We start from the raw sequence: 24711 nt of genomic DNA on the forward strand, positions 1-24711 counted from the left end.
CGCGGGCCTAGCCGGCGGCCATCCGGCGGTCGCTGTGCAGTTCGGGGTGCGCGTCTGCGCGAATCCTGAGCAAGACAAGGCCGGAGACCGACGCGACGATGAGCGACGCGACCGTCCACTGAACGTGCAGCTCGGAAATCCCGACTCCCGCACCGACGAGTCCCACGAAAAGCAGGCTCCACATGATCGCTTTGACTGGACCGGACCCCATGGCAATGCTCCTTCACCGAGATTACGAACGTCCCCCGTGAGTTCTGGTGTTGCGCGCAGAACGTTATCCGCGTCACACCACCACCACCCGCGCGACACGTCGGAAACGCCGTAATTCGATACCAAGCCGAGACCAACCCCTGTGAGTACTTGTTAACCGCGAGCGGTTAACAAGTACTCAGTGATACTGGAGCAGTCCGGCCGGTACGAGATCTGACTCGCAAGTACTCCGACGTCCACCGCGGACTGTCTTTGCTGTGATGTGTCGGCCTCGTATCGACCGGACCAGCCCCCGTGCCTGATACGGGCCGGCCGGGCGGGTGTGACCTGATAGGAGCCTGACGCGACCAAGTCCCATCACTGTGTTGTCCACCCAGCCTCGACCGGCACGTGGCCACCGCGATGAAGGGATGACCTGTGTCCAGCATGACCGATATTTCCACCGCTGTCAGCCTCGAGATCTTCGTCGGGGTCGACACCCACAAAGACACCCACCACGCCGCGATCATCGATCACCTCGGCCGCCCGGTCGCGGATCACCAGTTCGACGCCACCCCGGCCGGGTACCGGAAACTGTTGTCCTTCATCACCGATGCCGGAGTCATCGCCTCGGTCGGGATCGAGGGCACCGGCACCTACGGGGCCGGCCTGACCCGGGTGCTCACCGAGGCCGGGTTGCCGGTGGTCGAGGTCGACAAACCCGACCGCCGCGCCCGACGCGCCCGCGGCAAGTCCGATCCGGTCGACGCCTACGCCGCCGCCACCGCAGCCCTGTCCGGGCGAGCGACCACCATCCCGAAGACCCGCGACGGCGACAGCGAGGCCCTGCGCTTCCTCTCCAGGACCCGCGCATTGGCGGTCAAGGCCCGCGCCGAGGCGTTGACCGCCCTGCGCGCGATGATCGTCGCCGCACCCGAACCACTACGCGGACAACTCCGGCACCTGACCCGCACCGACCTGATCGGCACCTGCGCCGGCCTGCGTCCCGACCCGGTCGCCGCCGGCGGCATCCTCGCCGCAACCAAGACCGCACTCCGCTCGACCGCCCGCCGCATCACCGCGTTGAGCGAGGAGATCAACGCCCTCGACACCGACCTCGCAGTGCTGACCCGACGCGCGGCACCCGCACTGCTCGCCGCGCCCGGCATCGGGATCGTCACCGCCGCCGAACTGCTGATCTGCGTCGGCGACAACCCCGACCGGCTCCGCTCGGAAGCCGCCTTCGCCACCAGCTGCGGTGTCGCACCCCTGCCAGCCTCCTCCGGCAAGATCTGCCGGCACCGGCTCAACCGTGGCGGGAACCGGCAGGCGAACCGGGCCCTGCACACCATCGTGATCAGCCGCCTCAAAACCGACACCCGCACCCGCGACTACATGGCCCGCCGCACCGAGGAAGGCAAAACCAAACGCGAGATCATCCGCTGCCTCAAACGCTACGTCGCCCGCGAAATCTACCGAGTCCTACACCCCACCCAAGTTGACTCCTCATAGGAGCATCACAGGCGGGTTTAGATGATGCTGATGGTCCCCTGGGTGGTCGCCGACGCGAGGACCCGGAGGTGGTCGTCGGAGCCGCCGAGGGTGTGTTCGATGGCGGTGAGCCGGCTGACATAGTGCCCGACCGGATACTCCGCGGTCATGCCGATGCCACCGTGCATTTGGATCGCTTCCTGCCCGATCTTGCGGGCCGAACGCCCGATCTGCAGCTTCGCACGGGAGGCGACCACCGGGTCGACGGTTCCGTCGGCCAGCGACATCGTCGCGTACAGACTCATGCTGCGAGCCAGTTCCAGCAGCACGTACATATCCGCCGCCCGATGTGTCAGGGTCTGGAATTTCGCGATCGGGACACCGAACTGCTTGCGGGTTTTCAGGTACTCGGTCGTCAACCGCAACGCTTCCTCCATCGCGCCGACCGCCTCCGCGCACAACGCCGCCTGCGCCCGGATCTGCGCGCCCTCGATCGCCGACGACGCGTCGCCGCCCTCACCGAGCGGCTCCGCCGGAGTATCCGATAGTTCGACCTGCGCGGCGCGCAGTCCGTCGTGAGTCGCGTAACCCGTGCGGGTAAGCCCGTGAGCGTCGGCGTCGACGAGGAACAGCCCGACCCCACCACCGGGGAGTGTCGCCGTGACGACCAGCGTGTCCGCGCTTCCCCCGTGCAGGACGGGGTTCTTGATCCCCGACACCGTCCAGGAGTCGCCGTCCTGCTTCGCGGTCGTGGAGACTCGGGTGGAGGGCCACCGCACCCCCGGTTCCCGATCGGCGAACGCCAGCAACAGGTTGCCCTCCGACACCTCCGGCAGGACTCGGCGGCGCTGCTCCGTGCTGCCTACCGCAGCGATCAGCCCGCCCGGAACGAGCACCGCGTCGAGTACGGGTTCAGGGGCGAGCCGGCGGCCGATTTCGGTCATCACCGACGCCACCTCCACCGGACCGGCGCCCATTCCGCCGTCATCCTCGGCGAAGCTCAAACCGAGCAGTCCCACCTCGGCGAGTTGCTTCCACACCTGCGGGCTCCACCCCTGCTCGGTGTCGGTGACGGCATTACGCTTCTCCGCGTCGTAACTGCGGCCGAGCAGTTCCCTGGTGGTGTCACGCAGCAGTTTCTGTTCGTCGGTCAGTTCGAAATCCATGACACACCCCTCACAATCCGAGGATCGACGAGGCGATGATGCTGCGCTGCACTTCGCTCGATCCGCTGTAGATGGACACCTTGCGGTAGTTCAGATACGTCGGTGCCGTCCGCTGCGCCCAGAGCGGCGAGGCAATACCCTCACCGGCCGCGAAGGGCAGCGAGTCCGGTCCCGCGACATCGGTCAACAACTCGAGCGTGGCCTGTTGCAGCTCGGAACCCCGCAGCTTCAGAAGCGACGACGCCGGATTCGGCTTCCCGTCGGCCGAACTCGCCACCACCCGCAACTGCGTCAACTCCAACGCGATGATCTCGTTCTCGAGTTCCGCGACTCGCGCGGCGAACAGCGGATCCTCCAGCAAGGTGCCGTCCCCGACCGCGATTTCTGCGGCGCGCTTCTTCGCCTGCGCTATGCGCACCTTGGAGAATCCGAGCCGGGTCACCCCGGTGCGCTCGTTGCCGAGGAGGAACTTCGCGTAACTCCAGCCCTGGTTCTCTTCGCCCACGAGATTCTCCGCCGGCACCCGAACGTCCTCGAAAAACACCTCGTTGACTTCGTGGCCGCCGTCGATGAGTTTGATCGGGCGCACCGTCACCCCAGGCGTACTCAGGTCCACGAGGATGAACGAGATACCGGCCTGCTTCTTGGGCGCATCCGGATTGGTGCGAGCGAGAACGAAGATCCAATCCGCGTGCTGCGCCAGGGTGGTCCATGTCTTCTGACCGTTGATCACATACTCGTCGCCGTCGCGGACGGCGCGGGTCTTCAGCGACGCAAGGTCCGAGCCGGCCTCGGGCTCGGAGAACCCCTGGCACCACCAGATGTCGAGATTCGCGGTCGGCGGCAGGAACTTTTCCTTCTGCCTCTGTGAACCGAACGCCGCAATTACCGGGCCGACCATGCCGGTATTGAACGCGAGCGGCTCGGGCACCGACGCCAACTGCAACTCTTCCAACCAGATGTGCTTCTGCACCGGTGTCCAGTCCCGGCCGCCCCACTCCACCGGCCAATGCGGCGTCGCGAGCCCGTTGGCATTCAGGATCCGCTGCGACTCGACGAACCCCTCCCTCCCCACCTCTTCTCCGCGCGCATATCGCTCACGGATCTCCGCCGGAATCTGCGTGGTGAAGAACGTTCGCATCTCGTCGCGGAACGCCAGCTCCTCGTCGGTCAAAGCCAGATTCATCGGGATTCCTTCGCACTCGAGGTCGGATTCATGTTCTGGATCCGACGTTACTCCCTCGTGCGGCTTCGCCGCCCGTGAGTACTTATCAACCGGCCACGGTTAACAAGTACTCACGGGTCAGGCGGTGCGAAGGACCAGCAGATACGCACCACCGGCGGCGTCGATCTGCGACTCCACCCGCAGGTCCGGAGCCAGCCGGGACAACCGGTCGAGCAGCCATTCCGACGCCTCTTCGGCATCCGACTTTCCCGGGCAGCGTGCCACCGCGACACGTCCGCCTTTGCGGCTCAACTGCTCGACCACGCCGATGATCGGTGCGGGATCGACGACGAACAACCGGTCCGGCCACGGCACGACCGGCTTGACCGCGCCCTTCTTGGTATTACACGCGCGGTGCGCCAGGCGTTCGGCGCCGCCCTTCGCCTTCGCCTTCTTCGCGGTGACAACGCTGTCGATACTGGGTCCACGCGGATCGTTGACCGACATGTCGGGATCCACCGGTTCGTCACACAGCCAGCAGCGCCACGATGCGCGTTCGCCGACCTCTTGGAGGGTGCTCATGCGCGCACACGCTACTCGCGCCGACTAGACAGGATCGAAGCCGGAGATCAGCCAGTCGTCACCTGAGCGCGTGAGTTCGACGTTGATACTCGTCGCCGTCGTGGCCGGTTCGGGTTCCGCGGCACTGGTCGTCGTCTGGTTCACGAACAAGAGCACTGTCGCCGTGTCGGCCTGTACGTCCACGGGACCGGCCGCCGCCACCGTCGCCTCGGTGGCTACCTGGCTCTCTTGCGCGGCCGGCACCACGACCTCCGTGGTGAACTTCGAGTAATAGTCGAGGAACTCTCCTGTCAGACGACCGCGGGCGGTGTCGACGACGCTAGCCACGGTGTCCGGCGTGTAGGACAGAAGGGCGACAGCGCCCTGCGACGCGGTGTCGGTCACCGCCGCGCGCACGTCGTCATCGACACGCTGGTCCGCTCGATACGTCGTCACGTAGAGGGTTGCTGCCAGCACCGCCGCCACCGCGGTGAGTGCAGCCAGGACGGAGACCCACCTGCGTGGGTTCCGCGACCACCATTGCACCTTCTCTTCTGCGTTCACTGCACGAATCCCGCCTTCACGATCTTGTACCGGCCGTCGTCGAGTTGCACCGTGACCCGCATCCGCTGTCCGCGCGGTTCTTCTGAAGCGCCACCGGCATTCGAAATCTTCTGTGCGACAGCGACTATCACGTCGGCGGAATCGCCGCTCTGCGATTCGATCGCGGCCTGCCGCACCTCGCCTTCGGACTGGACCCGCGCTTCCTGCATGACGGCGACGAGGTCCTTCGAGCGCGCCTCGAACTCGTCGCGGAACTCTCCGGCCGCGCCGTCGAGCACTCGCTGCACGTCCTCGTCGGCGCGCTCGAAGTTCATGGTCGTCAAGTTCACGACCCCTTGGCGGGCGGCGTCCAGTATCTCGGACCGCTCCCGTGCATCGCGCTCGGCCTGCCAGTGCGAGTAGCCGAAGGACCCGCTGAGGGCTAACAGCGCCAGCGCCGCCACCGACAGCACGCCGGCGATTGCCGTCCCGGACGTCCGCCCGGCCGACGGCGGTGCAGCTTCCAAGCCGGGCGCCGCCTGTGCTGTGCCCTCTTCCGGTGGAGTCGACTTTTCCGGGGAAGCGCTGTCCACGGCGGGCACGTCAGCCATCGATGTCCTTCGGTAGTGCGTGTTGTTACCTGGATCACCCCGAATGCTACCCGTGGGCAATATCAGATATTTTTCGCCCACCGACGCTCGCGACTTCCCGTCGGCGCATAGCTCGTGTCGGGTCACACGTACGGTCGGGTATCACTACTGTTGGGGACAAGGCAGGCGACTCGGAAGGATCCACGATGACCAGCGATTCAGGCGCGCGCAGCCGCGTGCAGTTCGGTGCCGGAGCGACGCCGGAACTCGTCAGCTCCCAGGGGCGGACCATCATCGCCGACGCCGTGGTCGCCAAGATTGCCGGCATCGCCACTCGCGAGATCAACGGTGTCTACGACGTGGGTGGCGGCACCGCCCGCGCAGTCGGCGCTCTCCGTGACCGGATCCCCGGCGCACGGGTCAATCACGCCCAGGGGGTCGCCGTCGAGGTCGGGGAAAAGCAGGCCGCCATCGACATCGGCATCGTGGCCGAATACGGCGTCGCACTACACGAACTCGCCGTCGGAATTCGCCGCAACGTCATCGCCGCCGTCGAGCGCATGACCGGGCTCGAGGTGACGGAAGTGAACATCACCGTCTTCGACGTCATGCTCGAGGAACCCGACATCGTGGCCGAGTCGGACCTCAAACCGAGGGTGCAGTGACAGGGTCAGGGTCGCCCTTGCCGGACACCGGCACCGAAGATCTGTCGGAACTGGTTGCCGCCGCCGTCCTCGCCACTCCGGGCGTCGCAGCCCTGCACGGCGGCCAATTCGGGGAAATCGCGACCTATCTGCCCGGCCGTCGTGTCACCGGGGTGACCATCGGCCCGTCGTCGTGCGCCGTTCACGTAGCCGTGCGCTACCCGGCGAATGTCGTCGATACCGCCGAAAACGTACGGGCCGCCGTCGAATCGCTGGTGAACGTCCCCGTAGACGTGACCATCGAAGATCTCTTGACCGAGACAGGACACACGCAATGAACAGTACAGTCACAGGGTTGGTCGTCGGGTTACTCCTCGCGATCGCCGGAATCCTCGGCGGCTTCAGCGGATTCGTCTTCGCGGTACTTCTCGGCGCGGTAGGAATGGCCGTCGGTGCACACCGGGACGGTCACCTCGACCTCGGCGCCATCCTCCGAAGCCGTGGCCGTGGCTGAACCCTCCCCCTCCGGATCGGCTGCCGGTGTCGACGAGGCGGCCGCCGACTACGACGCGTCCGGATTGCGCGGCGAGTTGGTCATCAAAGAGCGCGCCATCGTGAAGATCGCCGTCGCCGCAGCCCTGCAGGTACCCGGCGTGGTCAGGCAGTCCGGCGGACTGTCCCGGCTCACCGGTCGCGAACTCCCCCGCGCCGATGTGTCCACGGGCGCCGATGCCGTCGCCATCAACCTGTACATCGCGATGCGCTGGCCGTGCCGTCTCGACATCCTGAGCCGGCGTCTGCGTGCGGAAGTGAGCAGCCGCATCGAGGATCTGACCGGAATGCCGGTGTGCGAACTGAACATCGTGGTCGCCGGAACAGAGGCAGCCCCGGACGAGGACAGTTCATCGGACACGCCCTACCAGGACGACGACTCCCGCGCTCCGGACGCGCCCATTGTCCCGCTCCGACCGCGCACACCGCGGGCCACACCGGCCGCGGTACCGGCCGCGATCATAATCGCGGTCACAGCTCTGGGCCTGGCACTCGTCTCGGCGCGCGAACTGCTCATCATGCGAGGCACTTTCGCGAATGCACCCTGGATACGGAACACCGTGGAGTGGCTGGGACGACTGCACTGGTCGGAGTGGATAGTCCCGGCCGCAGTGAGCGCGATAGTACTCGGCGTCGTCTTCATCGTCGCGGCTGTCAAACCCCGCCCACGCACACATCTGCCACTGCGAGTCGGCGACACACCGATCGTCTGGTTTCGACCCACCGACCTCGCTCGCCATTGCAGCAGCCACGCCCGCACCGCTCCCGGCGTGCAGTCCGCGCACACCACGGTCGACCGCAAACACGTCACCGTTCGGGTGGTGCGCAGCGAAGCGTTCTCAGCGGGTGACGTCGCCATCTCGGTCCGCGAAGCGGTGGAACCGACCCTGTCACTGCTCGGCACCGCACCCGAACTCCGAGTGCAGGTGAAGCCATGACGCATCGCACCGCCGCCGTCAATCGTCTGATCGTCCTCGTCGTCGGCCTCATCCTCTTCGGTGTGGGCGCCTACGCCGTCGCCTGGGACCTCGGCGTACCGATCGTCCGGGAATGGGTGTCGCATTACGACCGCGCACGTGTCACCTCGTTGCCTGAGGAGAACTGGTGGGGGTGGGCGCTCGCCGCGGCGGTCGTCGGGGGTGTGTTGTTCGGAACGGTGCTGTTGGCACTTGATCTCACCAGGCGACGCACTGCGCCCGTTGCGGTGCCGGACCGCGACTCCGGAACCTTCGTCACCGTGGACCTCGGGTCTCTCGCCAACGGGGTGTCGAGTGAGCTCGAGCGGTACCCGGGGGTGCGGCAGACCCGCGCACGGGCAGTCAACGAACGCGGACTACCCACCCTGTCCGTCGTCGTGACCGCTGATCCGACGATCGACCTCGCCGACTTCACCCGCACATCGGAGCGCATCGCCGCCTGGGTTGCGGCGACGGTCGGTGACAACGAGGTGGCCACCCAGGTCCTGCTGCACCTCGATCGGGCAGATCAGCCGGCACAAAATTCCGAGAGCTGACCCGCGCACCCGCACGTACTCGGTACGTTCGGGCTCATGGAATATGTGGTGTTCTATGCGACCGATCCGGCCAGTGCAGCGCGTATCCCCGAGGTGTACCCACGGCATCTGGCGTACCTCGACGAGTTCTCCACTCGAGGAGGTCTGCTGAGTATCGGCCCGTTCGACGAGCCCGTGACTCATGGGTCGATGGCGATCTTCACGAGCCGGGAGCGAGCCGAGGAGTTCGTCGCGAACGACCCCTTCGTCCTCGAGGGCATCGCGCTCCCGGGAGAAATCCGCGAGTGGGACGCCCTGAGCTTCCGCTGACACCCCACGAGGTCGGACGAGAAAACGCCAGTGGCGCCCATCCCGGAGGATGAGCGCCACTGGCGTGTAGTGCAGCGTGATCAGCCGATCACAGGCAGGCGGGTGCCTACTTGTTGATCTTCGTGACCTTGCCGGCGCCGACGGTGCGGCCGCCTTCGCGGATCGCGAAGCGCAGGCCCTCGTCCATGGCGACGGGCTGGATCAGCTTGACGGACATCTCGGTGTTGTCACCGGGCATGACCATCTCGGTGCCCTCGGGCAGCGTCACAACGCCCGTCACGTCCGTGGTACGGAAGTAGAACTGCGGACGGTAGTTGTTGAAGAACGGCGTGTGGCGGCCGCCCTCGTCCTTGGACAGGATGTACGCCTGGCCCTCGAACTCGGTGTGCGGGGTGGTGGTGCCGGGCTTGACGACAACCTGTCCACGCTCGACATCTTCGCGCTTGATACCACGCACGAGCAGACCGACGTTGTCACCGGCCTGGCCCGAGTCGAGGAGCTTGCGGAACATCTCGATACCCGTGACCGTGGTCTTGGTCTTGGTTTCCTTGATGCCGACGATCTCGACGTCCTCGTTGACGTTGATCACGCCACGCTCGATACGACCGGTGACGACGGTGCCACGACCGGTGATCGTGAAGACGTCCTCGACGGGCATGAGGAAGGGCTTCTCGGTCTCGCGAACCGGGTCCGGGATGGACTCGTCGACCGCAGCCATGAGCTCGAGGATGTTCTTGGTCCACTCCGGGTCGCCCTCGAGCGCCTTCAGTGCGGAAACCTTGACCACCGGAGCGTCCTCGTCGAACTCCTGCGCAGCGAGGAGCTCACGGACCTCCATCTCGACGAGCTCGATGATCTCTTCGTCGTCGACCATGTCGGCCTTGTTGAGAGCGACGAGGATGTAGGGCACGCCGACCTGGCGGGCGAGCAGCACGTGCTCACGCGTCTGGGGCATCGGGCCGTCGGTGGCGGCGACCACGAGGATGGCACCGTCCATCTGCGCCGCACCGGTGATCATGTTCTTGATGTAGTCGGCGTGACCGGGAGCGTCGACGTGCGCGTAGTGGCGCTTCTCGGTCTGGTACTCAACATGCGAGATGTTGATCGTGATACCGCGAGCCTTCTCCTCAGGAGCCTTGTCGATCTCGTCGAAGGCCGAGGCCTCGTTGAGGTCCGGGTACGCGTCGTGCAGAACCTTGGTGATGGCCGCGGTCAGCGTGGTCTTGCCGTGGTCGACGTGACCGATGGTGCCGATGTTCACGTGCGGCTTCGTCCGCTCGAACTTCGCCTTCGCCACTGTGTGTCCTCCTGGACTGATTGATGCTTGCGGTATGCAGCAGTGCGGTTGTTATTACTGGGTCGTGCTTTCGGCCGGCTTAACCGAGGTTACTCGCCGGTCGCCTTGGCGATGATTTCCTTCGAGACGTTCGCGGGAACCTCTGCGTAGGAATCGAACACCATGGAGAAGTTCGCCCGGCCCTGGGTCTTCGACCGCAGATCACCGATGTAACCGAACATCTCCGAGAGCGGAACCAGCGCCTTCACGACACGGGCACCACTGCGTTCCTCCATGGCCTGGATCTGGCCACGGCGGGAGTTCAGGTCGCCGATCACGTCACCCATGTATTCCTCGGGTGTGGTGACCTCGACAGCCATGAGCGGCTCGAGAATGACCGGGCCGGCCTTGCGGGCGGCTTCCTTCAGTGCCTGCGAACCGGCAACCTTGAAGGCCATTTCAGACGAGTCGACATCGTGGTATGCACCGTCGAGCAGCGACAGCTTGAGGTTGACCAGCGGGTAACCGGCCAGGACGCCGTACTGCATCGCGTCCTGTGCGCCTGCATCCACGGAGGGGATGTATTCGCGCGGGATGCGGCCACCGCTGACCTTGTTCTCGAACTCGTAGGTGGCACCGTCTTCGCCGACGAACGGTTCCAGCGCGATGATCACCTTGGCGAACTGGCCCGATCCACCCGTCTGCTTCTTGTGGGTGTAGTCGTGCTTCTCGACCTTCTTGGTGATGGTCTCGCGGTAGGCGACCTGCGGCTTGCCGACGTTGGCCTCGACCTTGAACTCGCGACGCATACGGTCGACGAGGATGTCGAGGTGGAGCTCGCCCATACCGCCGATGACGGTCTGGCCGGTCTCCTCGTCGAGCTCGACGGAGAACGTGGGGTCCTCTTCGGCGAGCTTCTGGATCGCGGTGCCCAGCTTCTCCTGGTCGGACTTGGTCTTGGGCTCGATCGAGACCTGGATGACCGGGTCCGGGAAGCTCATGGACTCGAGCACGATGGGGCTGCTCTGATCGCAAAGGGTGTCACCGGTGGTGGTGTCCTTCAGACCGATCATCGCGTAGATGTGGCCAGCCACGGCCTCGTCGACCGGGTTCTCCTTGTTGGCGTGCATCTGGAAGAGCTTTCCGATGCGCTCCTTCTTGCCCTTGGTCGCGTTCATGACCTGGGCGCCCGGATCGATCCGGCCGGAGTACACGCGGACGAACGTCAGCTTGCCGAAGAACGGGTGCGCTGCGATCTTGAAGGCCAGAGCCGAGAACGGCTCGTCCTTGCTCGGCTTACGAGTGAGAACTTCCTCCTCGTTGCCCAGCGCGTGGCCCTGAACCTCACCGATGTCCAGCGGGTTCGGCAGGTAGTCGATGACCGCGTCGAGCATGGGCTGCACGCCCTTGTTCTTGAACGCGGAACCACACAGCACCGGGTACAGCTCGGACGCGACCGTCATCTTGCGGATGGCAGCCTTGATCTCCTCGACGGAGAGCTCCTCGCCGGCGAAGTACTTCTCCATGAGGGCTTCGTCGGACTCGGCAACGGTCTCGAGCAGCTTCTCGCGGTACTCGGCGGCCTTGTCGGCCAGATCCGCAGGGATCTCCTCGATGGTGGGCTCGGCACCGGTCGGCACGACACCGCGCCAGGTGATGGCCCGCATCTCGACCAGGTCGACGACACCGTCGAAGTCGTCCTCGGCGCCGATCGGCAGCTGCAGGACGAGGGGCTTGGCACCGAGACGATCGATGATGGTCTGGACCGTGAAGTAGAAGTCCGCGCCCATCTTGTCCATCTTGTTGACGAAACAGATGCGCGGAACGTCGTACTTGGCGGCCTGACGCCACACCTGCTCCGACTGGGGCTCGACGCCCTCCTTGCCGTCGAACACGGCCACAGCGCCGTCGAGCACGCGGAGCGAACGCTCCACCTCGACGGTGAAGTCGACGTGACCGGGGGTGTCGATGATGTTGATCTGGTTGTTGTTCCAGAAGCAGGTCACCGCGGCAGAGGTGATCGTGATGCCGCGTTCCTTCTCCTGCTCCATCCAGTCCGTCGTCGACGCGCCGTCGTGCGTCTCACCGATCTTGTAGTTGACACCGGTGTAGAACAGGATGCGCTCGGTGGTGGTGGTCTTGCCGGCATCGATGTGCGCCATGATGCCGATGTTGCGGACCTTATTCAGGTCGGTCAGCACTTCCTGTGCCACAGGATTCTTCCCCGCTCGTAGCTCGTGTATCGGGTGTCGGCCTCCCCGGTGTTCCACCAGCGGGGCCATTGTCTCGAGTTGTAGATCAGCCGGGCCCGCGTAGGGCCCGACGTAGCAACGACGCCGGAGCAGTCACGGTGAGGTGACTGCTCCGACGTGACGTCACCAGCGGTAGTGGGCGAATGCCTTGTTGGCTTCAGCCATCTTGTGAGTGTCCTCACGGCGCTTCACAGCGGCACCGAGGCCGTTGCTGGCGTCGAGGAGCTCATTGGCGAGACGCTCGACCATCGTCTTCTCACGGCGCTGCCGCGAGAAGGTCACGAGCCAGCGGAGCGCGAGGGTGGTGGAACGGCCCGGACGGACCTCGACCGGCACCTGGTAGGTGGCGCCACCGACACGGCGGCTGCGAACCTCGAGGGCAGGCTTGACGTTGTCCAGAGCGCGCTTGAGGGTGACGACCGGATCGGTGCCGGTCTTCTCGCGTGCCTGCTCGAGCGCCTGGTAGACGATGCGCTCGGCGGTGGACTTCTTGCCGTCCAGGAGGATCTTGTTGACGAGCTGCGTCACCAGGGGCGAACCGTAGACCGGGTCGTTGATGAGCGGGCGCTTCGGAGCGGGGCCCTTACGTGGCATTAGCTCTTCTCCTTCTTGGCGCCGTAGCGGCTGCGTGCCTGCTTGCGGCCCTTGACACCCTGGGTGTCGAGGGAGCCGCGGATGATCTTGTAGCGCACACCGGGGAGGTCCTTCACACGACCACCGCGGACGAGCACCATGGAGTGCTCCTGCAGGTTGTGGCCCTCACCCGGGATGTAAGCAGTGACCTCGACGGAGCTGGTCAAGCGCACACGCGCGACCTTACGGAGCGCCGAGTTCGGCTTCTTCGGGGTGGTGGTGTACACGCGGGTGCACACGCCACGACGCTGCGGGCTGCCCTTCAGAGCTGCCGTCTTGACCTTGGCGGTCTTGTCGCGGCGGCCCTTGCGGACCAACTGATTGATGGTTGGCATTTACCGGCTTTCTTCGTGTTGAACAGACTGCTCTGGACAAGCAACCTTGGCTGTTCTGAAATTAGGGATCTAGCAGTTGGGGCAAGGAAGCTACTGCCCCGCACTCGATCGACGGTGCGTGACGTGCACGCACCCCACGGTCGGGTGTGTCGCATACCCCCACACAGGCAGCCGGATGCTCGTTCCATGCAGCAAATCTGCACGAACGCGCGCACGGCAATACCTCGCTAGGCACACAGATCGGCCCGGGCATGCCGGACACGACCCACAACGATACCCGGCGGCGCGCCGGAAGGTCAAAGCGGGCGGGCGGTGGTAAGGGCTGCAGAGGTGAGAGGAAGGGCTTCCGGTTCGAGTGCCAGCACACTAGCTGCTCAGGTTGAGCGTCAGATCGGCGAGGGTGGACGCCGCCTTGCACGGATCCGCCGCGGCAGCGGTGAACTGCACCCACCAGCCGACCACACCCGAGGACGGCGACCCGACGCTCACCCCACAGGCTCCTGGATCCTCCGGTGGTCGCATCACCACGGCTCTGCGCCCCTGGATGGTCGACGACTCCACCTTGTAGCCCAGCTCCTCGCCCGTCTCCTTCTCTGTGTCGAGCGAACCTGTCTCGAACCAGTTGAAGGTGATCTTCACCGGACCGTTGGCGCCGACGGCATCCCAGCGGCAGATCGCGCCGAAGAAGCCGCGCTCGATGGCGTCGGCGGCGACGGATTCGGCGATCTGTTCGTCGGTGACTGCGTCGCACTCCTCGAGGAGGGCGGTGAACCTCTCCGTGTCACCCGTGACAGAGGCACCTTCGGGTCGGGGCGAACCGTCGATCGACGACCCGCATCCCGCGATCAGCCCGACCACCGACACGATCGCGGCCGTAGCCTCGGCCGCGCGGCGACGTCCGCCGCTCATCACCCCTCGGCTCATCTGGCCCCCACTCATTTCGCCCTCGACACGCTGAGTTCGGCGAGGTCCCGCGCAACCTTGCAGGGGTCGGCGGCCGGCCGGGCGTCGGCATACATCACCGACCAGTGGATGAAATCGCCGCCGAACTCCACACCGAGCTCGCACAGAATCCCCTCCGAGGAGGCGATGAAGCCAGGGTTCCCCTGGATGTCGATGTCGGTGGCCGGCCGGCCGATCAGTTCCGATCCCGCCCGTTCGCGGCCGATCGGACTGCCGCGGTACCAGGAGAACGTCACGCTGGGCCCGCCGATTCCCGCGGTTTCCCATTCACAGCCGACGGAGTTGCGGGTGACGCCGGTGAAGGAGGGCATACCGAATGCCGTCGACACTTCGTCGTCCGTGACTGAGCCGCACTGACCGAAGAACGGTCCCGGTTCGGTGATCTGCCCGGTGGCGGGCGGGGCGGCAGTATCGGTCCCGGCGTCGTCGCCGCCCCCGCAGCCGGCCAGGGCAGCCACGACTCCGACCGCGGCGAGCACTCCCCATTTCCTGCCCATGAACGCTGACTCTACCGATCCGGCCGGGGTGTGCCGGGTTCAGTCGACTGCCACCGCGTCGAGTGTCCGTTCGGCGCCGTCTGTGCCCCGTGGGAGCGCGGCGTCGAGTTGCGCAGCCCATTGACGTACCACCTCGGCGCGGCGTTTCGAATCGTCGGTGAGGACGTCGGCGAGGCCGAGCCCGCGGGCCAGGTCGAGAGTGGCCTGCACGAGGCGGTGTGCCACCGGGTCGGAGTCGTCGAAGCCGAAATGCTCGACGGCGGTGCGGTGGGCGACACGTCCGAAGCGTTCCTCGAGCGGCACGATCCGCGCCCGCAGCTCCGGGTCCGCCGCGGCTGCGGTCCACACCTGCAGGGCCGCTTTGAAGAGAGTGCCCGTGTAGTAGTCGACGAGCCGCGACACCACAGCTTCGGTGCGGCCCGCTCCCGACGGCAGGTCGGTGGCCTCCCGCCGGGCCTGCTCCATCCTGGCGTCGAACATCACCTCGAGGGCGGCAGTGATCAGATCCTCCCGGGTCGGGAAATGGTGCTGAGTGGCACCGCGCGACACCCCGGCGCGTTGCGCCACCAGGCTGACGGTGGTGGCGCCCCACCCCAATTCAGCGAGGCAGTCGATGGTGACCTCGAGCAGATGCTCACGCGTGACCCGGCTACGGTCCTGCTTCGGTTCGCGGGCCATGCGGTCACTTCCTCTCGTTGCGCTGTTCGCCCGTGCGCGGTTGACGAGTCCTGAGACTCGTCAACCGCGCACGGGGCCGGAGGCCCAGGTGGGCGGCCGCTTCTGCAGGAACGCCATCATGCCTTCCCGGGCTTCCTCCGACTCGAAGAGCCTCGCGGACTGCGTCGTCAGCTCGTCGGTGTAGCGGTCGAAATCGGCGAGCAGCGCCTTCGTGATCAGGGCCTTGCTCTCCGCCAGCCCCTGTGGTGACCCCTGCCGTAACTGATCGAGAATTTCCTCGACGATGTCGTCCGGGTCCTGCGCCGACTCACTGATCAGTCCGATCGCCTCGGCCTCGTGCGCGCCGAACTTTTCCCCCGTGAGGAAGTACCGTCCTGCCGCGCGTGCGTCGATGCGGGGAAGGACGGTCAACGAGATGATCGAGGCGGCGAGCCCCAGTCGCACCTCGGTGAGGGCGAAGGTGCTGCGAGGTCCGGCGACCGCGATGTCGCAGGCACCCACCAGACCCATGCCTCCCGCTCGGACGTGACCGTCGATCCGCGCCACCACCGGTTTGGGCAGCTCGACGATGGCGCGCAGCAGTTCCGCCATCTGACGGGTCCGGGACCGGACATCTCCACCGGTCTCACTGAGATCGGCCCCGGCGCAGAAGGTGCCGCCGGTGTGGGTCAGAACGACGCCGCGGACGTCGTTGTCCGCAGCGGCGTCCCGCAATCCCTGCAGGAGCTGCTCGACCAGCCTCCCGGAGATCGCGTTCCTGTTATGCGGCGAGTCCAGGGTGAGGGTGGCGAACCCGCGACTCACCTCGTACCGGACGAACCGGTCGGCGTGTACTTCGGTCATGCGCTGTCCGTTCGACATCAGTACGACTTCGGCAACCCGAGCGAGTGCTGGGAGACGAAGTTCAGGACCATTTCCCGGCTGACCGGCGCCACCCGGGCGATGCGGGCCGCACCGAGCATCGCTGCCAGGCCGTATTCCTTGGTCAGGCCTGCCCCACCGTGCGTCTGGATGGCCTGGTCGAGGGCCTTGATGCTCGCCTCGGCGGCGGCGTACTTGGCCATGTTCGCGGCCTCCGCGGCCCCGAAGTCGTCGCCGCTGTCGTAGAGCACTGCGGCCTTCTGCATCATCAGCTTGGCGAGTTCGAGCTCGATTTTGATTTGCGCAAGCGGATGCGAGATCCCCTGGTGAGCGCCGATCGGCGTCTTCCATACCGTGCGCTCCTTCGCAAACTTCACGGCCGCGTCGAGCGCGTACCGGCCCATACCGACCGCCATGGCCGCACCCAGGATGCGTTCGGGATTCAGGCCCGCGAACAATTGCATCAACGCGGCGTCGGCCTCGCCGACGAGTGCGTCCGCCCGAAGCCGCACGTTGTCGAGGAACAGCATGAACTGGTGGTCGGGCTCGACGATGTCCATCTCCATCGGCGTCTTGACGAAATTCTCGGCGTCAGTGGGGACGATGAACAGCGCAGGCTTCAGCTTGCCGGTCTTCGAGTCCTCGGTCCGCGCGACGATCAGGACGGCATCGGCCTGATCGACCCCGGAGATATAGATCTTGTTCCCCGACAGCACCCAGTCCTCGGCTTGATCATCACCCCTCGCTCCGCTCGACCGGTCCCGCCGCGCGGTGGTCGTGATCTGATGCGAGTTCGAACCCGCGTCGGCCTCGGTGATGCCGAATGCCATGATCTTCGACCCGTCGGCGAGTCCTGGGAGCCACTTCTGTTTCTGCTCCTCGGTGCCGTACTTGCCGATGATGGTGCCGCAGATGGCGGGCGACACCACCACGAGCAGCAGCCCGGCACCGTGCGCGGCAAGTTCTTCCTGGACCAGCGCCAGTTCGTAGATGCCCGCTCCCCCGCCGCCGTATTCCTCCGGAAGGTTGACGCCGAGGAACCCGAGCTTGCCCGCCTCGTTCCACAATTCGGTCAGTGGTTCACCGCGCCGCGCCCGAGGAAGCACGTAATCGACGTAGTTGAAACGCTCCCCGAGCCTCGACACGGAGGCACGGAGTTCCTTCTGTTCTTCGGTCTCGATGAAGCTCATGATTCTCCTTCAGCCTGCGCTGCTTCGACCACTGCCAGTACCGTTCCCACGTCGACCTGCTGACCGGCGATCACCGACAGTTCGGTGACCACACCGGATGCCGGTGCCTTGATCGTGTGTTCCATCTTCATCGCCTCGAGCCACACGATCGGCTGGCCGACGGTCACGGAATCGCCGACCTCGGCGCCGAGGCGGATGACCGAGCCGGGCATCGGGGCGAGTAAGGACCCCTCCGCCACCACGGTGCTCGGATCGGTGAATCGCGGCTCTGCGCGCAGGCTCACCGGCCCGAGCGCCGAGTCCACGAACACGTCGTCGCCGTAGCGCGCCACCTCGAACGATCTGCGCAACCCGGCAACGTCCAGCACGACCCTGCGCGCGGTCGCCGCGACGAGGGTGACATCGTCGAAACCGTCCGCCGTCAGCCCGTACCGGCCGAGTAGATACCGGACCTCGATCTCACGGTCACCTGTGCTGAACGTCTTACTTTGCGGAGCGGACGGCAGGTTCCTCCACCCACTGGGGAGCGTGGCGTTCACCGCCGCGACCTCGCGGTTGTGCGCCGCGTCCGCCAGGGCGGCGGCCAGCGCCGACAACCTGTGGGCGTCGGCCGACGCGAGCGGCCGCGACAACACCTCGAGGTCGTGGGTCGCGAAGAAGGCGGTGTCCGTGTCGCCTGCGAGGAACGCCGGGTGCCGGAGGACATTGACCAACAGGTCCCGGTTGGTGCGCAGCCCGTGGATCTGCGCACGGCCGAGGGCCGACGCCAGCCGGGTAGCCGCCTGGGACCGCGTCGCCGCGAACGAAATCACCTTCGCGAGCATGGGGTCGTAGTGCACGCCCACCACGGAGCCGTCGACCACACCGGAATCGAGGCGGACGCCGGGCGAGCGCAGAACGTCGAACTCCGTGGTCGTGCCCGGCACGTCGAAGTGGTGGACGGTGCCACTCTGCGGTTGCCAGTGCAGAGCCGGATCCTCGGCGTACAACCGAACCTCGATGGAGTGGCCCGACACAGTGGGATGCTCCGCGTCGAGAGGAACACCCGACGCCACCTGCAGTTGTTGTTCCACGAGGTCGAGCCCCGTGGTGCATTCGGTGACCGGGTGCTCCACCTGCAGGCGGGTATTCATCTCGAGGAAGAAGAACTCTCCCGCCTGGTCGGCAAGAAATTCGACCGTGCCGGCACCCTCGTAGTCGATGGCCTTCGCGGCGAGCCGGGCTGCCTCGAAAAGCCGCTCCCGCATCCCGGGTGTGGCCTCGACCAACGGGGACGGCGCCTCTTCGATCACCTTCTGGTGACGACGCTGGATGGAGCATTCGCGCTCCCCCACCGCCCACACCGTTCCATGACGGTCGGCCATCACCTGCACTTCGATGTGCCTGCCCGTTTCCAGGTAACGCTCGCAGAACACCGTCGGGTCACCGAAGGCCGACTGTGCTTCACGGCGAGCGCCTTCCAGTTGTTCCGCCAGGTCCGCGAGCTCGCGTACGACGCGCATGCCGCGCCCGCCGCCGCCCGCGGACGCCTTGACGAGTACGGGCAGATCGGCCTCGGTGACCGCGTCGGGATCGAGTTCGGCCAGGACGGGGACCCCGGCGGAGGCCATCAGCTTCTTGGACTCCACCTTCGAGCCCATCATCTCGATGGCGGGCGAGGGTGGCCCGATCCAGGTGAGTCCCGCGTCGTGGACGGCGCGCGCGAAATCGGCATTCTCCGAGAGGAACCCGTAGCCCGGGTGAATGGCATCGGCTCCGGCCAGGCGGGCAGCCTCGATGACGAGGTCGCCGCGCAGGTACGTGTCGGCGGGGCTGTTGCCGGGCAACCGGACCGCGGCGTCGGCCTCGGCAACATGCGGGCTCGATGCGTCGGCGTCGGAAAACACGGCGACGGTGCCGATGCCCGCCCGCCGGCAGGTGGCGAAGATGCGGCGGGCGATCTCACCACGGTTGGCGACGAGGACGGACCGGATCAGGTGTGGGGCGTCGAGGGTTGTCATGTGCTGCCTCACATCCGGAAGACGCCGAAGTTTTCGGCGCCTTCGATCGGGGCGTTGGCAATGGCCGACAGGCACATTCCCACCACGGTTCGGGTGTCGCGGGGATCGATCACACCGTCGTCGTACAGACGGCCGGACAGGAACATGGGGATCGATTCGGCCTCGATCTGGTTCTCGATCATGGCCCGCATGCCGGCGTCGGCCTCTTCGTCGAAGGCCTGGCCGCGCGCTTCGGCCGAGGCCCGGCTGACAATGGAGATGACGCCCGCCAACTGCGCACCGCCCATGACGGCCGACTTGGAACTGGGCCAGGCGAAGAGGAATCGCGGGTCGAATGCGCGTCCGCACATGCCGTAGTGCCCGGCCCCGTACGACGCCCCTAGGAGGATCGAGATGTGCGGGACGGTGGAGTTGGAGACCGCGTTGATCATCATCGAACCGTGCTTGATCATCCCGCCCTCCTCGTACTCCTTACCCACCATGTATCCGGTGGTGTTGTGCAGGAACAGCAGCGGGGTGTTCGAGCGGTTGGCCAGCTGTATGAACTGGGTGGCCTTCTGCGACTCCTCGCTGAAGAGAACACCGCGCGCGTTGGCGAGGATGCCGATCGGATACCCGTGCAGTTCGGCCCAGCCGGTGACGAGCGACGACCCGTACATCGGCTTGAACTCGTCGAAGTCGGAGCCGTCGACGATGCGGGCGATCACCTCTCGGGGATCGAACGGGATCTTGAGGTCGGCGGGGACGATGCCGAGCAGTTCCTCGGGGTCAGCGAGCGGTTCGATGACCTCGGCCCGGGGCGCGGGGCCCTGCTTCTTCCAGTTCAGTCGCTTGACGATGCTGCGGCCGATCCGGATCGCGTCCTGCTCGTCGACGGCGAAGTAGTCGGCGAGTCCGGACTTGCGGGCGTGCATTTCGGCGCCGCCGAGGGTTTCGTCGTCCGACTCCTCACCGGTGGCCATTTTCACGAGCGGAGGTCCGGCGAGGAACACCTTGGACCGTTCCTTGATCATCACGACGTGGTCGGACATGCCTGGGATGTACGCGCCCCCGGCGGTCGAGTTCCCGAAGACGAGGGCGATGGTCGGGATGCCCGCCGCGGACAGCTGGGTGAGGTCGCGGAACATGCGACCGCCGGGAATGAACACTTCCTTCTGCGTGGGGAGGTCGGCGCCGCCCGACTCCACCAGTGAAATGACCGGGAGCCGGTTCTGCCGTGCGATGTCGTTGGCGCGGAAACCTTTCCGCAGAGTCCACGGGTTGCTCGTGCCGCCGCGGACCGTCGGGTCGTTGGCCACGATCAGGCACTCGACACCCTCGACTACCCCGATCCCGACCACGGTGCTGGCACCGACCGGGAACTCGCTGCCCCACGCCGCCAGCGGGCACAGCTCGAGGAAGGGCGAGTCGGGGTCCAGCAGCAATTCGATGCGCTCGCGGGCGAGGAGCTTTCCGCGCTTCTTGTGCCGTTCGGTGTACTTCTCCCCGCCGCCGGCGAGCGCCTTGGCGTGTTCGGTGTCGATCTCGGCGAGTTTGTCGGTCATGGCTTTCGCCGCCGCCGCGTACTCGTCCGAGCCGGTGTCGAGAGTCGACTTCAGCGTCGTCATGCCTGATACCCCAATCGCTTGGCGGCAAGGCCGGTCAGTATCTCCGTAGTGCCCCCGCCGATTCCCAGAATGCGCATGTCCCGGTACTGCCGTTCCACTTCGCTCTCCCGCATGTAACCGAGCCCGCCGAACAGCTGAACAGCCTGGTTGGCCACCCATTCGCCCGACTCCACCGCGGTGTTCTTCGCGAAACACACCTCCGCGATGAAGTCCTCGTTCGATTCGAGCGACCGCTCGACCAGAGTCCGGGTGTACACCCGGGCCACATCGATCTTCCGGGCCATTTCCGTGACCGTGTTCTGCACTGCCTGCCTGCTGATCAGTGGCCGCCCGAAGGTTTCGCGGTCGCGGACCCACGCCACCGTGAGGTCGAGGCACCGCTGCGCACTCGAATACGCTTGGGCTGCAAGCGCGATGCGTTCGGTGAGAAAGGCCTGGGCGATCTGTGAGAATCCGCTGTTCTCGGCGCCGACGAGGTTGGCGACCGGCACACGCGCGTCGACGAACGACAACTCCGCGGTGTCGGACGCGCGCCATCCCATCTTGTCGAGTTTGCGGGCCACCTCGAAACCTGGTGTTCCCTTCTCGATCACGAGGAGGGACACACCGGCGGCACCGGGTCCGCCGGTGCGGACCGCGGTGACCACGAAGTCGGCGCGGCACGCGGAAGTGATGAAGGTTTTGGAGCCGTTTACGACGAAGTGATCGCCGTCGCGCACCGCGGTGGTTCGCAGGTGTCCGACGTCGGAACCGCCGCCCGGTTCCGTGATGGCGAGCGAGCCGATGAGGTCTCCGCGCAGGGTGGGCCGCACCCACTTCTCGATCTGCTCCGGGTCACCGGCCGCTGCCAGGTGCGGCAGGGCGATGCCTGAGGTGAACAGAGACGCGAACAGACCACCCGACGCACCGGCCTGATGCATCTCCTCGCAGATGAGGACCGCGTCTACCAGATCCCCACCCTCGCCACCGACGGACTCCGGAAATCCAGCGCCCATCAGCCCCAGTTCGGCTGCCTCACGGTGCAGTGCGCGCGGAATCTCACCGTCACGCTCCCAGTCCGCGAGGTGCGGAAGTATCTGTCGCTCGACGAAACCGCGCACGGTCTTGCGGAGCTCCTGCCGTTCCGGTGTGTCCCACACGTTCACGAACTTGTCCCTTCGGGGAGGAGTGCTTTCGGAATATCGACGTGCCTCGATCGCAGCCATTCACCGAGCCCCTTGGCCTGCGGGTCGAATCGCGCCTGGGACGCCACGCCCTGCCCGAGAATTCCCTCGATCACGAAGTTGACCGCGCGCAGTTTCGGCAGCACGTACCGCGTGACGGGGAGGTCGGCAGCCTCCGGGAGGAGTCGTTTCACTTCGTCGACTGTCAGGGTGTGGACCAGCCACCGCCATTGTTCGTCGGTGCGGACCCACACACCGATGTTGGCGTTGCCGCCCTTGTCGCCGCTACGGGCACCGGCAATGGCGCCGAGGGGACAACGCGTCGTCGGGCCACCGGCCGGTGGCCCCGGAAGCACCGGATCGTCGACGTCCTCGAGTTCACGCACCTCGGGAGACGGCTCGATGTCGACGCGGGCGCCGTCCGGCAGTACCGCGACGTGCGGAACTTCCTTGGCGTGCACGTACCCGGGCGTGAAAACCCCATAGGGCTGCCCTTGCCCGGGTGGAGCGGTGAGCGTGAAGCCGGGATAGCTGGCGAGTGCGAGTTCGACTGCGAGCGAGGAGAAGCTGCGACCCACCGCTGCGGCGTCGGAATCGCGAACCACACACCGCAGCAGCGCGCTCGCGGCTTCCTCGGTATCAGCGTCCGGGTGGTCGGTGCGAGCGAGCGACCACTGCAGTTCGGCCGGACGGGTGGTCAGCCCACTCTCGAGTTGTCTCCGCACCAGCGCCGCCTTGGCCTCGATGTCGAGGCCGGTGAGGACGAACACGGCCTCGTTCCGGAATCCGGCCAGCGTGTTCAACGAGACTTTCAGCTGGGGCGGCGGCGGCTCGCCCGTGACCCCGCTGATGCGGACACGATCGGCGCCGTCGTCGGACAGCTCGGCGGTGTCGATGCGGGCCGTCACGTCGGGGCCGGCGTACCGGCCGCCCGTGATCTCGTACAGCAGCTGCGCGGTCACTGTTCCGGCAGTCACCGCCCCGCCCGTTCCAGGGTGCTTGGTGATGACCGAGGATCCGTCCGCGTCGATCTCGGCGATCGGAAACCCGGGCCGGTCGAGGTCGGCGATCTCGGTGAAGAATGCGTAGTTGCCCCCGGTGGCCTGGGTGCCGCACTCGATGACGTGACCCGCCACGACCGCACCCGCCAGCTGATCGAAGTCGCCCCGTTGCCACCCGAAGTGCGCAGCCGCCGGTCCCACGATCACCGAGGCGTCGGTGACACGGCCGGTGACCACCACGTCGGCCCCGGCGTTCAGGCATTCGACGATTCCCCACGCCCCGAGGTAGGCATTGGCGGTCAGCGGACTGCCCAGTCCGAGTTCCGCGGCCCGCCCGATCAAGTCGTCACCCTCGACGTGAGCGATCTTTGCCTGCAGCCCCAGCGTGTCGTTCACTGCGCGCAGCGCCGCGGCCAAACCTGCGGGATTGAGTCCACCTGCGTTGGCGACGATGCGGACGCCCTTGTCCAGGGCCAGTCCGAGGCAGTCTTCAGCCTGGCGGAGAAACGTTTTGGCGTATCCCCGGTCGGGGTCCTTCATACGGTCACGACCGAGGATCAACATGGTCAGTTCGGCGAGATAGTCACCGGTCAGGTAGTCGAGTTCGCCGTCCTCGAGCATCTCGCGCATCGCCGACAGGCGGTCACCGTAGAAGCCGGAACAGTTGCCGATCCGCACCGTCATCGCGACCCTGCTTCCCGTCCCCCGCCGGCGGGTCCCGCGAAAGCCTGTGCAATGTCCAGCCATTGGTCGGCGTCTGGCCCGGTCGCGACGAGAGCAAGGTCTGCCCGGTTCGCACGCTGAGTGACGAGCAGGCAGAAGTCTTCTGCCGGTCCGGTCACCCTCTGGGCGGCGTCCTCGGGTCCCCATGTCCACGAAGACGATCCACCGGGCGCGGTCAGTTCTACGCGGAATTCCTCGGACGGCGCAGGAAGCTCGTTGACGGCGTAGGCGAAGTCGCGGGTGCGGACACCGAGGTGGGCGATGCTTCTCAGCCGCGCCGTGGGTGTCCGTGTCACTCCCAGAGCGTCGGCCACGTCCTGGCCGTGCGCCCAGGTCTCCATCAAGCGGGCCGTCGCCATGGACGCCGCCTTCATCGGCGGTCCGTACCACAGAATTTTCTGGTCGGGCGGCACCGCGGCCAGAGCAGCGGCGAGCTGTGCACGGGTCGTCCGCCAGTCCTCGAGGAGCTGCGCCGGCGGGAGGCTCGCGAACTCGCGGGCACCGGCGTCGACGAAACCTGCCGGGTCTTCCGCGGCAACCGCCAACTGCGTGGTGAACGCCTCGGGGTCGGTGATCGCCAACAGGGCGGCTCGATCGGTCCAGAGCAGATGCCCGATCTGGTGGGCGATCGTCCATCCCTCCGCGGGTGTGGGGTCTGCCCATCGGGAGTCCGGGAGGTCTGCGACCAGCGCATCCAGCGCCTCACTCTCGGCACACACGTCGTCGATGAACCTCTGCAGTTCGGCCATGCGACCAGCATCACACCAGCCCGGTAAAAAAGCAAGCACGATTGATTGTTTTTATCCTTG

General features: G+C 66.2%; 27 protein-coding genes. 7 read left to right on the forward strand and 20 right to left on the reverse strand.

The window, feature by feature from the left end; translation table 11 throughout:
• Positions 1–7 precede the first annotated feature (7 nt).
• Positions 8–211 carry a hypothetical protein gene (locus R4P95_RS01400; protein WP_109328063.1) on the reverse strand — a complete coding sequence of 68 codons (204 nt, stop codon included), beginning with the start codon at positions 209–211 and terminating at the stop codon, positions 8–10.
• Between the two features lie 425 nt (positions 212–636).
• On the opposite strand from R4P95_RS01400, the gene R4P95_RS01405 reads away from it, so the two are divergent.
• Complete coding sequence (locus tag R4P95_RS01405) at positions 637–1701, forward strand: IS110 family transposase (protein WP_213573382.1); 1065 nt, start codon at positions 637–639, stop codon at positions 1699–1701.
• Between the two features lie 17 nt (positions 1702–1718).
• On the opposite strand, the gene R4P95_RS01410 is transcribed toward R4P95_RS01405, so the two are convergent.
• The 5 genes from R4P95_RS01410 to R4P95_RS01430 form a co-directional block, all read right to left on the reverse strand.
• Positions 1719–2846 (reverse strand): acyl-CoA dehydrogenase family protein, encoded by a 1128-nt coding sequence (locus R4P95_RS01410; protein ID WP_213573032.1) that lies wholly within the window; start codon positions 2844–2846, stop codon positions 1719–1721.
• Between the two features lie 10 nt (positions 2847–2856).
• The gene (locus R4P95_RS01415) at positions 2857–4032 is read right to left on the reverse strand and encodes an acyl-CoA dehydrogenase family protein (protein ID WP_213573033.1); all 1176 of its coding nucleotides are present in this window, start codon (positions 4030–4032) and stop codon (positions 2857–2859) included.
• Between the two features lie 117 nt (positions 4033–4149).
• Complete coding sequence (locus tag R4P95_RS01420) at positions 4150–4593, reverse strand: hypothetical protein (RefSeq protein WP_201453529.1); 444 nt, start codon at positions 4591–4593, stop codon at positions 4150–4152.
• Between the two features lie 24 nt (positions 4594–4617).
• Positions 4618–5136, reverse strand: coding sequence for a twin-arginine translocation pathway signal (locus R4P95_RS01425; RefSeq protein WP_317746668.1), 519 nt, complete (start codon positions 5134–5136; stop codon positions 4618–4620).
• Positions 5133–5726 carry a hypothetical protein gene (locus tag R4P95_RS01430; RefSeq protein ID WP_317746667.1) on the reverse strand — a complete coding sequence of 198 codons (594 nt, stop codon included), beginning with the start codon at positions 5724–5726 and terminating at the stop codon, positions 5133–5135. The genes R4P95_RS01425 and R4P95_RS01430 overlap by 4 nt, the downstream gene beginning before the upstream one ends.
• Positions 5727–5911: 185 nt before the next feature.
• On the opposite strand from R4P95_RS01430, the gene R4P95_RS01435 reads away from it, so the two are divergent.
• The 6 genes from R4P95_RS01435 to R4P95_RS01460 are packed head-to-tail and all read left to right on the forward strand — an operon-like array spanning position 5912 to position 8723.
• Positions 5912–6370 carry an Asp23/Gls24 family envelope stress response protein gene (locus R4P95_RS01435; protein WP_109328051.1) on the forward strand — a complete coding sequence of 153 codons (459 nt, stop codon included), beginning with the start codon at positions 5912–5914 and terminating at the stop codon, positions 6368–6370.
• The gene (locus tag R4P95_RS01440) at positions 6367–6687 is read left to right on the forward strand and encodes a hypothetical protein (RefSeq protein WP_213573035.1); all 321 of its coding nucleotides are present in this window, start codon (positions 6367–6369) and stop codon (positions 6685–6687) included. Before R4P95_RS01435 ends, R4P95_RS01440 begins: the two co-directional genes overlap by 4 nt.
• Positions 6684–6863 carry a DUF2273 domain-containing protein gene (locus R4P95_RS01445; RefSeq protein WP_109328047.1) on the forward strand — a complete coding sequence of 60 codons (180 nt, stop codon included), beginning with the start codon at positions 6684–6686 and terminating at the stop codon, positions 6861–6863. Before R4P95_RS01440 ends, R4P95_RS01445 begins: the two co-directional genes overlap by 4 nt.
• On the forward strand, positions 6856–7839 hold the full coding sequence (locus R4P95_RS01450) for a DUF6286 domain-containing protein (RefSeq protein ID WP_397517750.1): 984 nt from the start codon (positions 6856–6858) through the stop codon (positions 7837–7839). The genes R4P95_RS01445 and R4P95_RS01450 overlap by 8 nt, the downstream gene beginning before the upstream one ends.
• The gene (locus R4P95_RS01455) at positions 7836–8414 is read left to right on the forward strand and encodes a hypothetical protein (RefSeq protein ID WP_159920449.1); all 579 of its coding nucleotides are present in this window, start codon (positions 7836–7838) and stop codon (positions 8412–8414) included. The genes R4P95_RS01450 and R4P95_RS01455 overlap by 4 nt, the downstream gene beginning before the upstream one ends.
• 36 nt (positions 8415–8450) lie before the next feature.
• A complete protein-coding gene (locus tag R4P95_RS01460; protein WP_317746666.1) occupies positions 8451–8723 on the forward strand; it encodes a YciI family protein in 273 nt (90 codons plus the stop codon).
• Positions 8724–8829: 106 nt separating this feature from the next.
• On the opposite strand, the gene tuf is transcribed toward R4P95_RS01460, so the two are convergent.
• The 14 genes from tuf to R4P95_RS01530 all read right to left on the reverse strand — a co-directional run bounded on the left by tuf (position 8830) and on the right by R4P95_RS01530 (position 24651).
• The gene (gene tuf, locus R4P95_RS01465) at positions 8830–10020 is read right to left on the reverse strand and encodes an elongation factor Tu (protein WP_109328041.1); all 1191 of its coding nucleotides are present in this window, start codon (positions 10018–10020) and stop codon (positions 8830–8832) included.
• Between the two features lie 89 nt (positions 10021–10109).
• On the reverse strand, positions 10110–12212 hold the full coding sequence (fusA, locus tag R4P95_RS01470) for an elongation factor G (RefSeq protein ID WP_109328039.1): 2103 nt from the start codon (positions 12210–12212) through the stop codon (positions 10110–10112).
• A 162-nt stretch (positions 12213–12374) separates the two neighbouring features.
• Positions 12375–12845: a 30S ribosomal protein S7 gene (gene rpsG / locus R4P95_RS01475; protein ID WP_072738343.1), complete on the reverse strand. Its 471-nt coding sequence runs from the start codon at positions 12843–12845 to the stop codon at positions 12375–12377.
• Positions 12845–13219 (reverse strand): 30S ribosomal protein S12, encoded by a 375-nt coding sequence (gene rpsL, locus R4P95_RS01480; protein ID WP_005252198.1) that lies wholly within the window; start codon positions 13217–13219, stop codon positions 12845–12847. The genes rpsG and rpsL overlap by 1 nt, the downstream gene beginning before the upstream one ends.
• Positions 13220–13585: 366 nt before the next feature.
• On the reverse strand, positions 13586–14128 hold the full coding sequence (locus tag R4P95_RS01485) for a DUF3558 domain-containing protein (protein ID WP_249354677.1): 543 nt from the start codon (positions 14126–14128) through the stop codon (positions 13586–13588).
• A gap of 26 nt (positions 14129–14154) precedes the next feature.
• Complete coding sequence (locus R4P95_RS01490) at positions 14155–14679, reverse strand: DUF3558 domain-containing protein (RefSeq protein WP_213573038.1); 525 nt, start codon at positions 14677–14679, stop codon at positions 14155–14157.
• A 39-nt stretch (positions 14680–14718) separates the two neighbouring features.
• On the reverse strand, positions 14719–15357 hold the full coding sequence (locus R4P95_RS01495; protein ID WP_317746665.1) for a TetR/AcrR family transcriptional regulator: 639 nt from the start codon (positions 15355–15357) through the stop codon (positions 14719–14721).
• Between the two features lie 60 nt (positions 15358–15417).
• Complete coding sequence (locus tag R4P95_RS01500; RefSeq protein ID WP_317746664.1) at positions 15418–16218, reverse strand: enoyl-CoA hydratase family protein; 801 nt, start codon at positions 16216–16218, stop codon at positions 15418–15420.
• On the reverse strand, positions 16218–17408 hold the full coding sequence (locus R4P95_RS01505) for an acyl-CoA dehydrogenase family protein (RefSeq protein ID WP_213573041.1): 1191 nt from the start codon (positions 17406–17408) through the stop codon (positions 16218–16220). The genes R4P95_RS01500 and R4P95_RS01505 overlap by 1 nt, the downstream gene beginning before the upstream one ends.
• Entirely contained in the window at positions 17405–19408 is a 2004-nt protein-coding gene (locus R4P95_RS01510; RefSeq protein ID WP_317746663.1) for an acetyl/propionyl/methylcrotonyl-CoA carboxylase subunit alpha, read from the reverse strand. The genes R4P95_RS01505 and R4P95_RS01510 overlap by 4 nt, the downstream gene beginning before the upstream one ends.
• An 8-nt stretch (positions 19409–19416) precedes the next feature.
• Positions 19417–21015 carry an acyl-CoA carboxylase subunit beta gene (locus tag R4P95_RS01515; RefSeq protein WP_213573042.1) on the reverse strand — a complete coding sequence of 533 codons (1599 nt, stop codon included), beginning with the start codon at positions 21013–21015 and terminating at the stop codon, positions 19417–19419.
• Complete coding sequence (locus tag R4P95_RS01520; RefSeq protein ID WP_317746662.1) at positions 21012–22160, reverse strand: acyl-CoA dehydrogenase family protein; 1149 nt, start codon at positions 22158–22160, stop codon at positions 21012–21014. The genes R4P95_RS01515 and R4P95_RS01520 overlap by 4 nt, the downstream gene beginning before the upstream one ends.
• Positions 22157–23863: an acyclic terpene utilization AtuA family protein gene (locus R4P95_RS01525; protein ID WP_317746661.1), complete on the reverse strand. Its 1707-nt coding sequence runs from the start codon at positions 23861–23863 to the stop codon at positions 22157–22159. The genes R4P95_RS01520 and R4P95_RS01525 overlap by 4 nt, the downstream gene beginning before the upstream one ends.
• Positions 23860–24651 (reverse strand): TIGR03084 family metal-binding protein, encoded by a 792-nt coding sequence (locus tag R4P95_RS01530; protein ID WP_317746660.1) that lies wholly within the window; start codon positions 24649–24651, stop codon positions 23860–23862. The genes R4P95_RS01525 and R4P95_RS01530 overlap by 4 nt, the downstream gene beginning before the upstream one ends.
• Between the last annotated feature and the right edge of the window lie 60 nt (positions 24652–24711).

This window comes from Rhodococcus sp. IEGM 27, assembly GCF_033142305.1.
GTDB classification, from domain to species: domain Bacteria; phylum Actinomycetota; class Actinomycetes; order Mycobacteriales; family Mycobacteriaceae; genus Rhodococcus_F; species Rhodococcus_F oxybenzonivorans.